This window comes from Tistrella arctica (genome assembly GCF_039630945.1).
GTDB lineage: Bacteria > Pseudomonadota > Alphaproteobacteria > Tistrellales > Tistrellaceae > Tistrella > Tistrella bauzanensis.
In genome coordinates, this window is record NZ_JBBKTV010000008.1 from 339208 (window position 1) to 357033 (window position 17826).

Below are 17826 nucleotides of genomic sequence, written 5' to 3' on the forward strand. Positions count from 1 at the left end.
AGGAAAACGGCCGGGCTCACGCCCAGCCGCTCCTGTCGTCATATGACTATGGCATCACGCCCGGCGACCGGCCAGTACCCGATCATCAAGCGGCAGGATCATGTCGTGATCAATCGTCGCGATAGCTTCTTTCGCGCCGTTCGTGACGTTCCTGGGCATCGATGCTGAGGGTCGCGATCGGCCGTGCGATCAACCGTTTCAGGCTGATCGGCTCGCTCGTTTCCTCGCAATAGCCATAGGATCCGTCTTCGATCCGCTTCAGCGCCGCGTCGATCTTGGATATCAGCTTACGCTGACGATCGCGTGTGCGCAGATGGATCGACCAGTCGGCCTCGGCGGAGGCACGATCTGTGATGTCTGGCTCCTGCAGGCTGTCTTCCTGCAGGTTGCGCAGTGTTTCCGAAGATTCCCGGAGGATATCTTCCCGCCACGCCATCAGGCGTCGACGGAAAAACTCCACCTGCCGATCATTCATGAACGGCTCTTCTTCGGACGGCAAATAGTCGGGCGGCAGCGTAACAGCCATCCTGGTCTCCCCTCAGAGAGGCCATCCACCCACAAGGCGCGCTGCGGGCAGACGGTCGCTCGCGCTCCGGTTGGCGGCCGGCCCGCGGGGGAACACGGCGGCCCGTCCGGTCGGGCCTGTAGTTACCCGATACGATCGAGTTTCGCAAGCTCCACGGCAGCACGAACGTCGATCTCTGCCAAAACCTCGGCGAGCTGCGGATCGGAGACCCGTCCACGCTCCGCGGCGACCAGATCGCGAAGCTGGCCCAGCGCCGCATGCGGCACCCGGCCATCCAGAAGACCAAGCTTGATCTCGTCCAATATATCAAGCATACGGCCGCCGCGCTCGGTTGCGGCACGCTCTTCCTGCTCGGCGCCGCCGGGCACCCCCTGCAGCGCCAGAAGCGCGTCCATTGCCGTCAGCGGGCCGGCTTTTGCCGGACCGGCGGCTGCGCGTGCGTCCCCGCCATCGTCGACCCGGCTCGCGAAATCATCCGAACTGGTCGTCCGACTGCTGCTCCGTCGGCTCTTGGATGCGGGCGCGCCCGTACCGACGCCTGTAACCTTCATTGCCTCGTCAGCCTCCAGTGGCAGAAGCGGCGTGCATGGATGCGGTGCCGGTGACGAAACCGGTCCGGCCCATCGCGGCCGCGGGCTGCATGTGCCGTTTATAACAACCCGCACCTGCATCTGTATATCGGCGCCTTCGGGCGAGGTTCCAAGGCCCCTCTTGGCGCCGGCCGCGTTCGTGCCGGTATTGCCGGCCATCCGACGGCCGCACCCGGCAGTTTCTGCCGCCCGCGCGGCAGCGCTTGCCGCGATGGCGTCGCGGCAGCGATCGGCCCGGGCAGGCGGGCCGACAAAAGCCTTGCGCTGCCATCGACTTGGCCTTGCTCCGCCATCAAGTTGGTTCGTGGCACGGTTCTGGCATAAAGGTTGAGCGAAGCCGCTGCCCCCGAACCGGAGCCGTATCGCCGATGGTCACGTCCCTCAACACCTTCTCCGCCCGCCCGCGTCGTGCTTCCGGCGCGATCCGCGTGGCATTCGCGGCGGCGGTGATGGCCGTCGCCGCCTGCCTGCTGCCGCACGGTCCGGCCGCCGCCCAGTCGCGGATCAAGGATATCGCCGATATCGAAGGCGTTCGCGACAACCTTCTGGTCGGATACGGCCTGGTCGTGGGGCTGAACGGCACCGGCGACAGCCTGAACAACGCGCCCTTCACCGAACAGAGCCTGGTTGCGATGCTGGAACGCCTGGGCGTCAACAGCCGCGGCAGCCGTCTGCGCACAGACAATGTCGCGGCCGTGATGGTTACCGCGAACCTGCCGCCCTTCTCGCGTCAGGGCAGCCGGGTCGACGTCCGGGTCTCGGCGATCGGCGATTCGGAATCGCTGCTGGGCGGCACCCTGCTGGTCACGCCGCTGCTCGGCGCCGATGGCGAGATCTACAGTGTCGCTCAGGGGCAGGTGGCGATCGGCGGATTTTCGGCCCAGGGCCAGGGCGCATCGATCACCCGGGGCGTGCCCACCGTCGGCCGGATCGCCAGCGGCGCGATCGTCGAGCGCGAGGTTCCGTTCGCCTTCGACAATCTGGACAGCGTCACCATCGCGCTGCGCAACCCCGACTTCACCACCGCCCAGCGCGTCTCGGGTGCGATCAATGCCTTCATGGGCGCCGAAATCTCGAAGGCGACCGACCCTGCCAGCGTGCGGGTGGCGGTGCCGGCCCAGTGGCGCGGCGATGTCGCCGGCCTGATGACCGAGATCGAGCAGCTTCGCGTTCAGCCCGATCAGGTCGCCAAGGTGGTGATCGACGAGAACAGCGGCATCATCGTGATGGGCGAGAATGTCCGCATCGATACCGTCGCCATCGCACAGGGCAACCTGACCATCCGGATCACCGAGACGCCGCAGGTGTCGCAGCCGGGACCGTTCTCGCAGGGCCAGACCGCGGTGGTGCCCCGCACGACCATCGAAATCGACGAGGACAAGGACCGCAAGCTCGCGGTGCTGCCCAAAGGCGTCAGCCTGCAGGAACTGGTCGATGGCCTGAACATGCTGGGCATCACGCCCCGGGACATGATCTCGATCCTGCAGGCCATCAAGGCCGCCGGCGCCCTTCAGGCCGAAATCGAAGTGATGTGAGGATATAAAGCCGATGTCGTCCATCCTCAGCACCAGCCTCGCCGCGCCGCGCCTGCCCTCCTCGGCCTCGACCGCCAGCAATCTCGATGCCGCCGGCAAGCCGGAACAGGGCCGGCTGCACAGCCTCGCCACCGCCCGCAGCTTCGACGTCGACACCGCACGCGAGAAGACCGAGGAACTGGAAGGCGTTTTCCTGTCACGTCTGGTGGCGACCATGCTCGACAGCGTGGAATTGATGCCGGGCATGAACCAGGGCGCCGGCGCCAAGGCGGCCGAAGACTTCCAGAAGTCGATGATGGCCGAAAAGGTCGGCGCCACCATGGCCCAGGCCGGCGGCATCGGGCTGTCGGCCGATGTTCTCGACCAGTTGATCCGCATCCAGTCCGCCCAGTCCTGATCCGATCGCGCCCGCCCACGCACCGGCACCGTCCTCCGAAAGGCCCGCCGCCATGACCGCTTCCGCTCAAGCCCATGCCACCGGCACCGATGCCGGCCCCGCCGCGGCCGTTCTGACCCAGGACCGGCCCCGCAATGCCGAGATCGACGGCCTGGTCGCCGATCTGGTCCGCGTGGTGGACGAGCTGACCGACGTTCTGGAGCGGGAAACCGCAGCACTCACGGTCAAGGACATCCCGACCATGCGCGCGCTTCAGGCCGACAAACAGCGCCTCAGCCGGGGCTATGAACAGCTGTATGCGCTGCTGGGCCGGCATGATCAGGCGCTGGTACGCGGCGCCACCGGCTTCGACCGCCTGGGCGCTCTCGCCCCCCGTTTCGCCGAGGCGGTGAAAGACAATCTGCGCCGCATCGGCGCCGCCCGGTCGCTGAACGAGCGGATCCTGGGTGCCGTGCGCAACGCCATCGTCCGCGCCCAGGCACCCGCCACAGTCTATGGCGCCAACGGCCGCACCTGTTCGGCCGGCCGCGCCGGGTCGGTCCGCGCCGGGTCGATCAGCGTCAACACCCAGGCCTGACCATTCTGCATCCCGCCCGTCAGTCCGACCTGATTCCAGAAGCCGCCGGAGCCGCCCGCCATGACGCTCTCACTCGACACAGCCTTCCGAAACGCGGTCAGCGGCCTGAACGCCGCTCAGGCCGGGCTGTCGGTGACGTCACAGAACGTGGCCAACGCCAACACCCCCGGCTATTCGCGCAAGATCGTCTCGCAGGAATCGGTCATCACCGGCAGCACCGGCAGCGGTGTGGCGGTCACCGACGTCACCCGGGCGGTCGATCAGTATCTGCGCAGCGAATTGCGCCGCGCCACCTCGGACGAATCCCGCGACAGCGCCCGGGCCAGTGTGCTCGACAGCGCCCAGCGCGTGTTCGGCAAGGTCGGCGGCAATAATTCGCTGGCAGCCGATATCGACGAATTCCTGACCCAGCTCGAAGCGGTCGCCAACGCGCCCGAAGCCGGCAGCGAACGCTACAATCTGATCACCGCCGCCAAGGGCCTGACCGAGCGGCTGAACGCCAATGTCGAGCAGGTGGGCCGCCTGCGGGCCAACACCGACAGCGATATCGGCAATTCGGTCACCACGATCAACAATGCGCTGCGCGAGATCTATGACCTGAACGTCCAGATCCAGCGTGGCAATGCCTTTGGCGAGCCGGTCTCCGAACTGGAAGATCGCCGCGACATGGCGCTGGGCCGCCTGTCCGAGCAGATGGATATCGAGGTCATGCCGTCTCAGAACGGCAAGATCTCGATCTACTCCGGCTCCGGTCAGACCCTGCTGGACGAAAGCCTGCGCCAGCTGACCTATACGCCCGCGGCACAGGCCTCGCTCGACACCGTGTTCGGCCCGATCAAGGTGGTTGCGGTCGACCCCAAGACGCTGGCCCAGCAGAACGACGGCGATGTTCTGGTATCGGGCGGCACCAGCAGCACGGTCACGTCCAACGTCCAGGGCGGCGAGCTTGCCGGGCTGCTTCAGGCCCGCGACAAGGATCTGGCGGCCCTGACCGGTCAACTGGACGCCGTGGCCGATGCGCTGGTGGAGCGGATGAACGCCGTCCACAACCAGGGCACCAGCTTTCCGCCGCCATCGACGCTGACCGGCAGCACCGACGTCACCGGCACCACGGCACTTGCGGCGACCGGCACCATGCGGATCGCCGCCGTGGCGAGCGACGGTACCCTGCTGGCGGCACCGCTGGACATCGATCTGTCGACCATCGCCACCGTCGGCGACCTGCGCGATGCGATCAACGCAAGCCCGCTTGGCGGCCACATGACCGCCGCCATCGTCGACGGCAAGTTCACCCTGACGACGACCGGCGCCGGAACCGGTATCGCCATGTCGGAAGGCACCAGCCAGGTCACCGGCAGCGATGGTGCCGTGCGCGGGCTGTCGCATCATCTGGGCCTGAACAACCTGTTCACCGGCGGCAGCGCCGCCACGGTCGCGGTCAAGGCCGACATCCTTGCCGACCCTCAGCGGGTCTCGACCGGCCTGTTGAAGTCGACGGCCGCCGCCGCGGGCGATGTCGCGATCACCGCCGGCGACAACCGCAACGGGATGGCGTTGGCCGAGGCGGTCAACACCGCAGCCGCGATGCCGGGCATCGGCTCGCTGTCGCCCGGAAGCTACAGCCTGGCGGAATACAGCCGCGAGATCATCACCAATATCGCCTCGGTCGCGGCCGAAGCATCGGCGCGGGCCGAGGACAGCGGGATCCTGAAAGACGATCTGGCGTTTCGCGATGCCTCGGTCGCCGGTGTCAGCGTCGACGAGGAGATGAGCGCGCTGATCCTGTATCAGAATGCCTACACCGCATCCGCCCGCGTGCTCACCACCGCCAAGCAGATGTTCGACGAGCTGCTGAACATGGTGGGCAACTGATGCTGACCATCCTTAAGCATCCCGCCTTCCGCGGATCTCCTGATTTCCGTCACCGCTGGTTCACGCTTCAGAACAGGTTCAGGCCATGATGCGCGTCACGACGTTCTCCCAACAGACCCGCAGCCTCGACTCGATGCTCGACATCCAGCGGCGGGTCTATGACACCAACACCCAGATCTCCAGCGGCAAGGTCGCACAGAACTTCGCCGGCATCGCCGGTGACGCCGAGCGCACGCTGGGTCTGCGGGCGGAAGCGACCCGCATCGACAACTATCTGGGCAACGTCACGAGCGTCGACCGCCGCCTGACCCTGGTCGACCAGAGCCTTGAGACGATGTCGGACGTGGCCAGCAGCCTGCGCACCACCCTGATGCAGGCGACCAGTGACGGTCTGAAAGACGCGGTGCCGTTGAAGGAGCAGGCCGAAGGCATGCTTCAGACCGTGATCAGCGCGCTGAACGTGTCCGAGGACGGACGCTTTCTGTTCAGCGGCTCGCGGACCGACACAGCCCCCGTGACCAATCCGGTGCCCGATCCGCTGACCTTCGGCGTCGCGGAAGACACCTATTATACTGGCGACGACATCGCCCTCTCCGCGCGGCTGGATGACGCGATGGAGATGACCTATGGCATGACCGCCGACCGCCAGGCCTTTCAGGATCTGATCGGATCGCTGAAGGCCGCCATCCACGCGGCCGACATCGGCTCCACCGCCACCGCCGAAAGCGCATTGACGATGGTCAACGACGCCATCGGCAAACTCGCCGATTATCGCGCCGAGGTCGGCGCCAATCAGGCCCGGCTGGACAAGACCATGGCGTCGCACGAAGACCGTCTGGTCGTTCAGAATGAAGCCATCGCGTCGATCGAGAACACCGACATCCCCTCGGCCGCCATCCGGATGGCGTCGGAACAGACCCTGCTCGACGCCTCATACATGATGGTGTCGCAGGTCAACCGGATGTCGCTCGCCGACTATCTGAAGTGATCCCGCCGACACCATCCAGCACCCGGCCGTCCCGATCCCCCTCATGCCGCGGCCGGCGCGCGAACCTGTACCGCCATGGCGGCCCCGCCGCCGGTCATCTGCATCGCCAGCCCCCAATCCCCAGACGGGGGCTGCTCAAGCGAAGGAAAGCATGTCATGCTGGCCACCGTCACCCCTGTTATCCGGATGTCACCCGACATGTCCGACCCCGTTGCCGATACCCCGACCGTTCTTGAAACCCGTTTCGGCCCGATCGCCATCGATCCCGCCCTGGCGATTGATGTCCCTCGCGGCCTGGTCGGCCTGGGCGGTCGTGGCCGCTTCGTGCTGGCCGAGGTCGCCGATGAGCGCATCGACCATCTGAAGATCCTGGTCTCGATCGATGACCCGCGGGTATCGATGCTGGTGCTGCCGGTGCCGGTGAAGACCGATGCCATCGACCCTGAGGATCTGGAAGATGCCCTCACCCATTTCGGCATCGCGCGCGACAACGCCGCCGTGCTGCTGGTGGTGGCCAGCCATCGCGTCGACGGCGGGGTGCTGCTGACCATCAACCGCCGCGCGCCCATCCTGGTGGATGTCGAGGCGCGCCGCGCCTGGCAGCATGTGCTGCACAACCCGAAATACCCGATCCGGCAGCCGCTGATCGCGGGCTGAGCCGTCGCCGGCACGCCGCAGGAGACACGCCGCACGATGACCCCAACGCAAGACGGGGACGCAACGCCGGACGAAACCGGTGCCGACGAGGGCGCGATCCGCGTCCAGCCGGTTCTCGACGATTTCGCCTGCATCGGCGCGGCCTGTTCCGACACCTGTTGTGCCGGCTGGTCGATGCAGGTGGACGATGCGACGCTGGCCCGCTGGCAGGGCGTGTTCACGGCGGCCGAACAGTCGGCGATGACCATGGTCGATGCCGATGCCGGGCGGGTGATGGCGCGTGCGCCATCGACCGGTGCCTGTGTGAAACTCGACCAGGGCTGGTGTGCCATCCACCGCAGCCATGGCCACGAGATGCTGTCGAAGGCCTGTGCTGCGTTTCCGCGACGTGTGACGACGGATATCGACGGCGTTCGGCGCAAGATCGCCCAGTTGGGCTGCCCTGAAGTGGTGCGGCTGGCCGTGGCGGCCGGATCCGGCGCCGGCCGGACCGGTGTGCGCGCCGGCGAGGACGGTATCACCGCCACCTTCTGCGCGTTGCTGCCCGGCCGGCCGGCATCCGACCGGATGCGGGCGGTGCTTGCCCTGGCCGGGTCGATTGCCCGGTTTCCGATGCCGGATCGGCCGGCCGCGGCCACGGCTCTGGGACGCGGCATTCACGACCGGTTGCCGGCGCCCGCCACCGATCCGCTCGATGAACCGCGGCTGCTGCTGACATTGGGTGCGGTTCTGCACGCCACCGGCGGCCACAGGCGACCGGCGCTGGATCAGGCCATGCAGCGGCTGGAAGCAGCGCTTGGGCTGACGCTGGATCGCGCGACCCTGGACCTGACCGGCCGGCCGGATGCCGACCCCGAGGCTCTGGCCCGGGCACGCGACACGGCGTGGGATGTTCACGCGGCCGGCACCGGGCTGGATGCGGCACTCTCGGCCTGGATCGATCATCAACTCGCCGCGTCGCCGCATTCACCGACGGCGGCGCCGTTGCCGACCACCACCCCGGAGGCTCTGCCCGGTCTGCGGCTGGCCATCGGCTTCGCGGTGGCGCGGCTGGTCGCGCGGATGGCTGCCCTCGGTGTGGCAGAGGGGCTGCAGACGTCCCATACGGCACGCGACCTTTTCATTGCCGACGCGGCCGTGTTTTCCCGTCTGCTCGACCATCTCAGCCGCCCGGCGCTGCTCGACGGCCTCGCCACCGAATGCGGCTGGACCACCGCCGCGCGGCTGCACGGGCTGGTGGGGCCGTCGCGGGCCGGCTGATCGCACACATAAGGCATGATGCAGAACGATCGGGCCATGTGCAGAAAGACTGTCTGCGCAAGCCTCTGATGCCCCACGCCATTAACCCTTCCTCATCTATTTGCCGGCACACTCGACCCGTCCTGATTGCATGCCGGACGACGTGGCGCACCGATATGCGACAGGCACCTGTCATGCAGCCAACAGGTGTTCATATTTCTATGGATTTTGCTGGTATTTTATCTTTTTGACGTCTTGAATTGTGGACCTGAACGGCGCGGTCGGCACTTGCCGGACCCTCGCCCTCTCATGGTCAGCACGGAATACGGATCTCATGATGGCACGAAGACTGGGGCGTCTGGCGCTCATCATCCTGTGGTGCGTGTCGGTTGTCGCCTTGCTGGCAGCGGCCGCGCAACCCGTGAGTCTGCCGGCGCAGATCGTGCTGATGGCCATGCTGCTGGTGGCGATGACGCTGCTGAAAGGCCGCCGGTCGCATGAGGATGGCAGCATACGCCGCACCATTCTGGTGATGATCGGGGCCTTTGTGGTCGCGCGCTATCTGGCGTGGCGGACCCTGTCGACCCTGCCGCCCACCGATGATCTGCTGGCCTTCATACCCGGCATCGTTCTGTATGGTGCCGAGATCTATGCCATCGTGATGTTCTTCGTGAACAATTTCGTGGTGATCGACCCCGTCACCCGTAAGAGCCCGCCCCTGCCCGAGGCGGCGGAAGACCTGCCCTCGATCGACGTCTTCGTGCCCAGTTATAACGAGGATGACGCGCTGATCGAAACCACGCTGATCGGCGCCAGGCGGATGTGGTATCCGGCCGAGCGGGTGACGGTCTACCTGCTGGACGATGGCGGCACGGATGCCAAGCGGCATTCGGCAGACCCGCAGGAAGCCATGCGCGCCCGTGAACGGCATGAGCGTCTTCAGGCGATGTGTTCACGCCTGGGCGTGCGTTATCTGACGCGTGAGAACAACGCTCATGCCAAGGCCGGCAATCTGAACGCGGCGCTGCGCCACAGTCAGGGGGACCTGATCGCCGTATTCGACGCCGATCATGTGCCGACCCGCGACTTCCTGATGGCGACGGCCGGGTTCTTCCTGAAGGATCCGAAGCTGTTTCTGGTGCAGACGCCGCATTTCTTTCTCAGTCCCGATCCGCTTGAACGCAATCTCGGCACCTTCGAGCGGATGCCGAGCGAGAACGAAATGTTCTATGGCATGATCCAGCGCGGCCTCGACCGCTGGAACGCCGCCTTCTTCTGCGGCTCGGCGGCATTGCTGCGGCGCGCCTGTCTTGAGGAAATCGGCGGCTTCAGCGGATCATCGGTCACCGAGGACGCCGAAACGGCGCTCGACCTGCATGCCCGCGGCTATAACAGCGTCTATTACGGCAAGCCGCTGATCGCCGGCCTTCAGCCGGAGAGCTTCGCGGCCTTCATCGGCCAGCGCTCCCGCTGGGCGCAGGGCATGACCCAGATCTTCATCATGAAGAACCCGCTGATCAAGCGGGGGCTGAAGCTGGGACAGCGGTTGAGCTATCTGGCCAGCAGCATGTTCTGGCTGTTCCCGTTCTCGCGTCTGATGTTCCTGATCGCGCCCCTGTTCTATCTGTATTTCGGTCTGGAGATCTATCGCGCCACGGCGGCCGAGTTCGTGGCCTACACCCTCACCTATCTGGCAGCATCGCTTGTGATCCAGAATGCGCTGAACGGGCGGTTCCGATGGCCGTTGATCTCGGAACTCTACGAACTCAGCCAATCCCTCCACACCTCGGTCGCGATTGTCACCACGATCGTCAACCCGCGCAAACCCACCTTCAAGGTGACAGCCAAGGGCGCAACCCTGGCCCATGATCACGTCTCGCCGCTTGCACGTCCGTTGCTGGTTGTCGTCGGCCTGTTGTTGCTGGGCGTGGCGGCAACGGTCTGGCGCTATGTGATGGAACCGTCGACCCGCGATGTCGTGCTGGTCGTGGGGTTCTGGAACCTGTTCAACATGCTTCTGGCACTTGCCGCTCTGGGCGTGGTGTGCGAGCACGCCCAGCACCGCAGCGCCCCACGCGCCGTCGTGCGCCGGCCCGCGCGCATCCGCATCGACGGCGTGATCTATGACGGCGCCCTGCTCGATGTCTCGCAAGGTGGCGCGCGCCTTGCCCTGCCGGCCAAGCTGGTGCCCGGCGGGCGCGTCTCGGGCCGGGTGGCCCATCTGCTGGTCGACGATCTGATCGCCCCCACCCATCCGAGCGCCGCCGAGGCGCGTGCCGTACCGGTCGAGATGCGGTATGGCCGGCCCGATGACGACGGCAATATCCAGATCGGCCTGCGATTCGCCGCCACGACCGAGACCGAGAAGGAAGCCGTCGTCGATCTGGTCTATGGTTCCAGCGCCCTCTGGTCCGAATTGTTGGCGCGACGGCACCGGCGCCCGGGCATTCTGCGCGGCCTGACCCATTTTCTCGGCCTCAGCCTGGGCTATGGCTTCAAATCGGCCGGGTTCCTGCTGGGCGGGGGTCGCAGGTCGCCGGCCCCCGCACCGGCCGCACCGGCGGGCACCGATGGTGCGGCCGGTGCGGCGGGCACGCCGCCCGACGGCCACTTCACCCCCCCACTCACCTGGAACAGCGACGGCCTTGCGCCGCGCCGCAGCTGACCGGGAGCGGACAGACCGATGCCCATCTCAAGCACGTCCACCCGGCACGACCAGCCCCGCACCCGGATCGGACAGGCCCGCGATCTGTGCGGGCGGGCCGGACGGTTGACCAGGCCACTGGTCCGCAGAACCGCGCATGCCGCTGTGGTGGGTGTGGCACTTGCCGGCGCCAGCGCCGTGTCGGGGCTGCCCGGGGCCGCCCAGGCTCAGTCGCAGGGGCCGGTCGACCTGAAGCTGTGGGGGCCCACACCGGCCGATGCCGGCGGCCGCAATCGCGGCGTCCTGACAGTACCGCAGCCGGCCCCCCAGCCCGCACCCGCGACCACCCCGCCGCGGCCGCAACCGGCACCGCCGCCCGCGCGGGAAGCCCCACGGCGCGAAGCGCCCGCAGCCCCACCCGCACCGCGCGTGACCGTGCCGCCCACAGAGGTGATTTCGGTTCCCCCCCTTGCGCCGGTGCCGGTCCCGGTTCCGACCACCATGCCCGAGGGTGGCGGCTATGCCCTGATCCCGATCGACGGCGCCACCAGGCGCGGCATGGTGCTTGACGGCGAGTATGACATCGGACGCTTCAGGGTTCTGCTACCCGACTCGGTGGCTGTCGACCGGGCGATACTGCAGCTCGTCTATACCAACTCCATCGAAGATGCCGCCGAGGCGTCGGCGCTGGATGTCTGGGTGAACGGGCAGCCGGCGGCAAGACTGCCATTGGAAGCCCATCGCGGTCCTGTCACCGCCCGTATCGATCTGCCGGTCGACATGCTGACCGTCGGCCCGAACCGGATCGATGTCGTGGCACGCCAGCGCCACCGGCTGCTGTGTACCGTCCAGTCCACCTATGAACTCTGGGCACGGATCGATACCACCCGCTCTCGGCTGCTGCTCGATTTCGGCGGCACGCTGCCGCGACCGACCCTGGCCAGTGTCGACAGCCTGCTCACAGATCCGCGCATGGCCGATGAATCGGTGGCGGTGGTGGTGTCCGATGGCTTCAACGCGCGTGGCGCCTTGACCGCCGCCTCGCTGGCGGTTCAGGCGATCGCATTGCGCAGCGGGCCGGCCATGCCCGATATCGACCTGATCGACGCCACCGCCGAGCCTCGGCTTGCCAGCGCGCTCACCTCGCCCGCCAGCGACGTGATGCCGCAGGCGGCCACCGCCGCCGCCGGGACGGAACCGTCGGGCGATCGCCCGGTCCCGCTGCCGAGGCGGGTGGTCGTGGTCGGCGCGGCGCCGACCGCATCATTGTTGACCGGCGAAGACCAGGGTGACATCGCCGGCGGCGTGTTGCGGATGATAAGCTGGGCCGGATCGGACCGCACCGTGCTTCTGCTGACCGGCCGGGACATCGACGATGCAGCCCTCGCCGCCCGCCGCCTGGGCGATGCCAGCCGTCCGCTGCCCGGCATAGACCGTCTGGTCGCCGATCTCTATGACATCGAGACCCGCGCGCCGATGACCTGGATCCCGCAGATCGCCGGTGATGGCGCGCTGCCGCTGTCGCGGCTCGACTATCGCAGCCGGTCGTTCGACGGCATGCGGCAGCGCATCGACCTGCCCGTCGACCTGCCGGTCGATCTCTATGTCGGCGACAATGCGCGGGTCAGGGTATCGGTGGATGCGGCCTATGGGCCCGGCGTCGGCGATCGTGCCGAACTGGCAGCCCTCGTCAACGGCAGGTTCGCCGCCGCGCTGCGGTTTGAAAATCCGGGCGGCGCGCTGATCGAGGATGGCGAACTTCTGATCCCGATGTCGCTGTTCAAGCCCGGCCGCAACGTCATCTCGTTCGAAACCCGCCTGCCCGCCCCGCCGGCCTTCTGCGGTCCCGACGGCATCATGGCCGGACCCGGCGGCGGCACGCCGGCGGGGGGCGGCACGCCGCGCTTCACGCTGTTCGATACCACCACCCTCGATTTCCCGCGCTTCGCCCGGCTGGCCAATCTGCCGGATCTGGCCGTTACCGCCGGAACCGGTTTTCCCTATGACCGACCAGGCCGCCAACTGGCGCCGTTCGATGTCGTGGTGGCGATGGACCGGCCGGCGGAGGTGACGGCGGCGATGCTGGTGGTGGCACGGATGGCACGGGCGGCCGGCCAGCCGCTTCAGGCGAGCTTCCATGACAGCATGCCCCGCCTTCAGGGCCGTGACACCCTGATCGTGGCGCCCACCGCGCGGCTTGGCCTGGACCTGATCGCCGCAGCACCGGTCGGCCCCGACCAGATCGGCCGGCTGAACCGCGGACGTCTGCCCGAGGCCGCGCCGGACGAGGAGCCAGGGACCGCCGGCGAAGGTGCCGGTGCCGCCGCTGCCGGCCCGCAATTGCTGGCAGCGCCACCCCGGCGCGACGCGGCCGATACCGGCCCCGACCGCTGGTCCAATGACCTGCGCGAACAATGGCGCCGCCGATTGGGCGCCGAGAGCACGGCCGGTCAGGATGAAGGCGGCCCGCTGACCTGGGCCAGCGGAAGCTGGGGATGGCTGCGCACCCAGACCCGCTGGGTGCTGGACGAGGCCCTACCGGACAGCCGGCCGGCCGCAGCCCTGTTCACCGAGGACAAGCGCCCGCTGCTGGCGGTGGTGCAATATGCCAGCCCCCAAGGTGTCGGCACGACCTGGACGCTGGTGACCGCCGCCGACGATCGCCGACTGCTGGGGGGCACCCGACTGCTGGTGCGCGACGACGCCTGGAACGCGCTCAACGGATCGGTTGCGACACTGGCAAGCGACGGGCATACCGTCGACGCCGCCGATGGCGGACGCAGCTACACCGTTCTGACCAGCGATGTCGGGCCGCTTGGCGCCTTGTCGATCACCGCGAGCTGGTTCTCGCGCAATGTTCTGATCTGGACCGGCGTGATCGCAGTGCTGATCATCATAGCTGGCACCACGTCCTATCTGCTGGTCCGGACCTCGCCACGGAGACCGGTATGAGCGCGCAGAACCGCCTGATCAGCCTGGCCGTTGTCGGTGCGGTCGCCCTCGCCGTCTGGGCCACCACCAAGCCGGCAACCCGGCCAGGCGATGGTGGTGATGCAGGCCCCGTGCCCGCAGCCGCCGTGTCGACACCGCCTTCCCCGCATCCCGTGCACACCAAGGCCGTCGCGGCCCCCACCGCCGCCATATCTGCAGCGGCAGCGATATCCCATGGGTCCGCATCCGCCGGGATCATTCCGGCATCCGGCAGCTCGATGGTTGCAGCAGAGGCACCATCGCCGCCGCCCTCGGTTCAGGCCGGAATGCCGTCGTCTGAACGGCCGCCGGTGCCGGGCGGTGTCGACGCCGCCCGGCGCGCGACACTGGATGCCGGCACCGTCGCCCTGTGGGAAGACTGGCGCCGCCGCTTCCTCACCGTCGACGGGCGGGTGCTGGATACCGGCAATGGTGGCATCAGCCATTCCGAGGGCCAGGGTTACGGCATGCTGCTGGCGGCCCGGATCGGCGATCGCGCCAGCTTCGCGCGGATATGGTCGTGGACCTATACCACGCTGTTCGTGCGCGACGACGGCATGATGGCCTGGCGCTATGACCCGAAGGCCACGCCCCCGATCACCGATCGCAACAGCGCATCCGACGGCGATATCCTGGTCGCCTGGGCACTGGCCGAAGCCGGCCGTCGCTGGAGCGATGCCGATTATACCGATGCGGCGGCCAGCCTTGCCGCCGCCATACGCGAGACCGTGATCGTCGAACATGGCGGGCGGTTGATGGTGCTGCCAGGCCAGGAAGGCTTTCGCCGCGATGCCGGGCTGGTGGTGAACCCCGCCTATTGGGTGCTGCCGGCATTTCCGGTGCTGGCCACCGTCGACGCCGACGGCGCGGCGGTGTGGACCCGGCTTGCCGGCGAGACCCCGGCGGTGATGGCGGCGGTGCGCTTCGGCGATCCGTCCCTGCCGCCCGAATGGGTGGTGGCCGATGCCGATGGCGGCTTCGCGTTGCCACAGGATCCGGATTTCGCGGCAACCTTCGGCTATAACGCCGTCCGCGTGCCGCTGTATCTGGCCTGGGCCGGTGTGACCGATCCGGCATTGCCGATCTATGCCGAACTCGACCGGCTGTGGCCGGCCGGTGCCGTGCGGGGCATCGATCGCCCGCAGGTCGTGGCACTGCCCGAGGGTGTGGTCCGCGAGCGCGGCCGCGATGCCGGTTTCCGTGCCGTCGCCGGCCTGGTTGCCTGCATCGTCCACGATGCGCGGCTACCCGATGACGTTACCGCGGTCGACGATACCGCCTCCTACTACGCCGCCAGCCTGATGCTGATGGTGCGGATGGCCGCCGCCGAAAGGAAGCCCGCATGTCTCTGACCCGCACGCTCGCAAGCCGGGCCGGCGGACCGTTGATGGTCTCGGCCCTGGCTCTTCTGGCGACTATTCAGCCGGCCCATACCCAGTCTCAACCATCCGGCGGCGAAAGCCTGGCGCCTGGCGTGCGGGTTCAGATGGAGTCGAGCGCGCCCGCCGGTTCGAATGCGGTCGACGAGACGGCGCTGCGCTATTACGCCCGCATTCGCGATATGGAAAAGCTGGAAGCGGAGATCCGCCGTCTGAAGGCGCTTCACCCGGGCTGGAACACCCCCACCGACCTGTTCAGCCGCACGCCCGACAGTCCGGTGGATGAACGCCCGGTCTGGGATCTGATCGGCGACGGTAAATACGCCGAGGCGCGGGCCCGGGTGGCCGAACTTCGCGGCCGCTATCCGGGTTGGGCGCCGTCGCAATCGATGCTCGACACCTTGTCGATGGGGGAAGACCGCAGCCGGCTGATTTCGGCGAGCGACGCCAGACAGTGGCGGACCGTGGTCGAGATCGCCGATCGCTATCCCGCCCTGATCAGTTGCAGCAGCGTCGACAGCATGTGGCGGCTGGCCGATGCCCGCGCCGCCCTGGGCGAACCCGCGGGTGCCATGAGCCTGTACCGGACCATCATCGGCACCTGCAGCAGTGCGGCCGAGCGGCGGGCCACGATCCAGAAGGCCGCAGCCACCCTGTCGGGCGCCGATCTCGACGCGCTGATCGCATTGGAGCAGACCCGCCCCCACAGCGCCGCCGAAACCGCGGCGCTCAACCAGGTGCTGGCGGGGCTGCGCCGGGGCGAACTCGCCGCCGCGATGACGCCCGCCAGCCGCAGCGGCGGCAAACGCCCTGAAGTGACGGCCGGTACGCTGGCCGCGGTTCAGGCCGATGCCGAGACCCGCCGGGACAGTGAGGCGGCGCTGCTGATCGGCTGGTATCTGATGGGGCAGAACCGCGCCGGCGACGCCGATGGCTGGTTCCGCAAGGCACAAGGCTGGGGCGGCGGTCAGGCGGCGCTGCGCGGCCGCGTTCAGGCGCTGACCAGACAAGGCAAGGCGGCAGAAGCCGCACGGCTGGCCCGGTCCGAGGGACTTGGGGGCGACTATGTCGACAGCATGAGTGCGCTTCTGGGCCGGAACGACGACCCGCCGCGCGCGATGGTGGTCGATTTCGCCCGCTATGCCGAGGACAAGCGCAGCGCCCGCGCGGCCCAGGCGCTGGGCTGGTGGCACAGCCGGCGCGACGATCCGGCCACCGCCGCCGCGTGGTTCGACAATGCCCTGCAATGGGGCGGCGGCGACGAGGCGGTGGAAGGATTGGCGCTGGGCCTTCAGGCCAGTGGCCAGACCGCACGCTTTCAGGCGGTTGAGCAGCAGTATGCCGGCCGCTCCGCGCGGCTGACCAAATTCTTCACCAGCTTGCGTGGCGGCGGTGGCGGTGGTGGCGGACCCGCGACCGATGCCTATGCCCGCGGCGACAATACCGGCTGCCTGATGGTGCTGGACGGCCGCATGGTCGCCGATCCGCGCGGCAGTACCGCCATGGGTTATGCCGCCATGGGTTATGCCGCGGTGGTGCAGGCCGATGCCGGTCAGGCGCTGGCCGGGCGCATGCCGCCGGTTCTACCGCCAGCCAGTGTCCCTGCCGCCTATGGCGCCGGCTATGCCACCCCCACCGCCGCCTGGACGCCCGGCGCCGTGCCATCGGGTGAACCGGTCTATCGGGCGGGCCTGGCCGGGACTGGCGCGATGCCGAGCCCGGTGGCCGGGTATGGCCGCAACGCCACCTATGGCTATACGCCGGAAACCGTCGCCATGCAGGCGGCGGGCCGCCTGCCCGCGCCGCAGGCCCTGACAGCCGGCCAGACCGCCGGCAACAACTGGTCGATCACCCCGGGTGCCGCCACCATGACCGGAGGGGCCGGCATCGCGGCCACCGGATATGGCGCGGCGTTGCCGCAGCCCGTGCCGGCCACGCTGCCACCGGTGCCGGTCGAAGCGCCGGGAACCGCCATGCAACGCGCCTGGTGTCTGATGGGTCTGGGCCGGCCGGTCGAGGCGCAATATGCCTTCGCTCAGGCCCGCGCGGGCGGCGGCGAGCAGGCGGCGGATGCGGTTTATGGCGAGATTCTGGCCCTGATGCAGTCGGGCCTGACCACCGAAGCGGCACGGTTGATCGAAACCCAGCCGCTTTCGGCCGAACGCCGCACCGACATTGAAGCGGAGCTGCTGGCGGCACGCGCGCAGGACGCCTATGACGCCGAGGATTATGCCCTGGCGATGCGCCTGTTGGACAGCCGCCGCCAGATCGCACCCGAGCGCCGTGATCTGGCGCTGATGCGCGCATGGTCGTTGTATCACACCAGCAAGGGGTCGGCGGCGCGCGCCCTGTTCCAGCGGCTCGACAACGAGCTGAGCACCCCTGAATCGCGTGAGGGGCTTCGTGTTGTCACAATCTTCCGCTAAAGCACAGATGGCTTCCGCTAAAGCAC

13 protein-coding genes are annotated in these 17826 nt (G+C 68.0%); 11 read left to right on the forward strand and 2 right to left on the reverse strand.

From position 1 onward, the window contains the following. Positions 1 to 109: 109 nt before the first annotated feature. Both dksA and WG924_RS19875 read right to left on the reverse strand, forming a co-directional pair. Positions 110 to 526, reverse strand: a complete 417-nt coding sequence (gene dksA, locus WG924_RS19870; RefSeq protein ID WP_188574322.1) for an RNA polymerase-binding protein DksA — start codon at positions 524 to 526, stop codon at positions 110 to 112. A gap of 122 nt (positions 527 to 648) precedes the next feature. Continuing rightward, positions 649 to 1275, reverse strand: a complete 627-nt coding sequence (locus WG924_RS19875) for a flagellar assembly protein FliX (protein ID WP_345934834.1) — start codon at positions 1273 to 1275, stop codon at positions 649 to 651. A gap of 209 nt (positions 1276 to 1484) precedes the next feature. Between WG924_RS19875 and WG924_RS19880 the strand changes: the two genes are divergently transcribed. The 11 genes from WG924_RS19880 to WG924_RS19930 all read left to right on the forward strand — a co-directional run bounded on the left by WG924_RS19880 (position 1485) and on the right by WG924_RS19930 (position 17800). Continuing rightward, positions 1485 to 2651 (forward strand): flagellar basal body P-ring protein FlgI, encoded by a 1167-nt coding sequence (locus tag WG924_RS19880; RefSeq protein WP_372045102.1) that lies wholly within the window; start codon positions 1485 to 1487, stop codon positions 2649 to 2651. Positions 2652 to 2664: 13 nt separating this feature from the next. After that, positions 2665 to 3048: a hypothetical protein gene (locus WG924_RS19885; RefSeq protein WP_345934835.1), complete on the forward strand. Its 384-nt coding sequence runs from the start codon at positions 2665 to 2667 to the stop codon at positions 3046 to 3048. Between the two features lie 52 nt (positions 3049 to 3100). Further along, on the forward strand, positions 3101 to 3625 hold the full coding sequence (locus tag WG924_RS19890; protein ID WP_345934836.1) for a hypothetical protein: 525 nt from the start codon (positions 3101 to 3103) through the stop codon (positions 3623 to 3625). A gap of 60 nt (positions 3626 to 3685) precedes the next feature. After that, the gene (gene flgK, locus WG924_RS19895; protein WP_345934837.1) at positions 3686 to 5497 is read left to right on the forward strand and encodes a flagellar hook-associated protein FlgK; all 1812 of its coding nucleotides are present in this window, start codon (positions 3686 to 3688) and stop codon (positions 5495 to 5497) included. An 85-nt stretch (positions 5498 to 5582) separates the two neighbouring features. Further along, positions 5583 to 6485 (forward strand): flagellin, encoded by a 903-nt coding sequence (locus WG924_RS19900; RefSeq protein ID WP_345934838.1) that lies wholly within the window; start codon positions 5583 to 5585, stop codon positions 6483 to 6485. Positions 6486 to 6683: 198 nt separating this feature from the next. Further along, positions 6684 to 7142: a flagellar assembly protein FliW gene (locus WG924_RS19905; RefSeq protein WP_188574339.1), complete on the forward strand. Its 459-nt coding sequence runs from the start codon at positions 6684 to 6686 to the stop codon at positions 7140 to 7142. A 36-nt stretch (positions 7143 to 7178) separates the two neighbouring features. Then, complete coding sequence (gene fliB, locus WG924_RS19910; RefSeq protein ID WP_345934839.1) at positions 7179 to 8402, forward strand: flagellin lysine-N-methylase; 1224 nt, start codon at positions 7179 to 7181, stop codon at positions 8400 to 8402. 313 nt (positions 8403 to 8715) lie between these two features. Continuing rightward, positions 8716 to 11046: a UDP-forming cellulose synthase catalytic subunit gene (gene bcsA / locus WG924_RS19915; protein ID WP_345934840.1), complete on the forward strand. Its 2331-nt coding sequence runs from the start codon at positions 8716 to 8718 to the stop codon at positions 11044 to 11046. Between the two features lie 18 nt (positions 11047 to 11064). Further along, on the forward strand, positions 11065 to 13977 hold the full coding sequence (locus tag WG924_RS19920) for a cellulose biosynthesis cyclic di-GMP-binding regulatory protein BcsB (protein WP_345934841.1): 2913 nt from the start codon (positions 11065 to 11067) through the stop codon (positions 13975 to 13977). Then, positions 13974 to 15347, forward strand: a complete 1374-nt coding sequence (locus WG924_RS19925) for a family 8 glycosyl hydrolase (RefSeq protein ID WP_345934842.1) — start codon at positions 13974 to 13976, stop codon at positions 15345 to 15347. The genes WG924_RS19920 and WG924_RS19925 overlap by 4 nt, the downstream gene beginning before the upstream one ends. Next, entirely contained in the window at positions 15338 to 17800 is a 2463-nt protein-coding gene (locus tag WG924_RS19930) for a hypothetical protein (RefSeq protein WP_345934843.1), read from the forward strand. The genes WG924_RS19925 and WG924_RS19930 overlap by 10 nt, the downstream gene beginning before the upstream one ends. The last annotated feature ends 26 nt before the right edge of the window (positions 17801 to 17826 follow it).

Bases quoted from the DNA above. Each gene is read 5' to 3' on its own strand.
- dksA (WP_188574322.1), bottom strand. From the start codon at position 526: ATGGCTGTTACGCTGCCGCCCGACTATTTGCCGTCCGAAGAAGAGCCG.
- WG924_RS19875 (WP_345934834.1), bottom strand. From the start codon at position 1,275: ATGGCCGGCAATACCGGCACGAACGCGGCCGGCGCCAAGAGGGGCCTT.
- WG924_RS19880 (WP_372045102.1), top strand. From the start codon at position 1,485: ATGGTCACGTCCCTCAACACCTTCTCCGCCCGCCCGCGTCGTGCTTCC.
- WG924_RS19885 (WP_345934835.1), top strand. From the start codon at position 2,665: ATGTCGTCCATCCTCAGCACCAGCCTCGCCGCGCCGCGCCTGCCCTCC.
- WG924_RS19890 (WP_345934836.1), top strand. From the start codon at position 3,101: ATGACCGCTTCCGCTCAAGCCCATGCCACCGGCACCGATGCCGGCCCC.
- flgK (WP_345934837.1), top strand. From the start codon at position 3,686: ATGACGCTCTCACTCGACACAGCCTTCCGAAACGCGGTCAGCGGCCTG.
- WG924_RS19900 (WP_345934838.1), top strand. From the start codon at position 5,583: ATGATGCGCGTCACGACGTTCTCCCAACAGACCCGCAGCCTCGACTCG.
- WG924_RS19905 (WP_188574339.1), top strand. From the start codon at position 6,684: ATGTCCGACCCCGTTGCCGATACCCCGACCGTTCTTGAAACCCGTTTC.
- fliB (WP_345934839.1), top strand. From the start codon at position 7,179: ATGACCCCAACGCAAGACGGGGACGCAACGCCGGACGAAACCGGTGCC.
- bcsA (WP_345934840.1), top strand. From the start codon at position 8,716: ATGATGGCACGAAGACTGGGGCGTCTGGCGCTCATCATCCTGTGGTGC.
- WG924_RS19920 (WP_345934841.1), top strand. From the start codon at position 11,065: ATGCCCATCTCAAGCACGTCCACCCGGCACGACCAGCCCCGCACCCGG.
- WG924_RS19925 (WP_345934842.1), top strand. From the start codon at position 13,974: ATGAGCGCGCAGAACCGCCTGATCAGCCTGGCCGTTGTCGGTGCGGTC.
- WG924_RS19930 (WP_345934843.1), top strand. From the start codon at position 15,338: ATGTCTCTGACCCGCACGCTCGCAAGCCGGGCCGGCGGACCGTTGATG.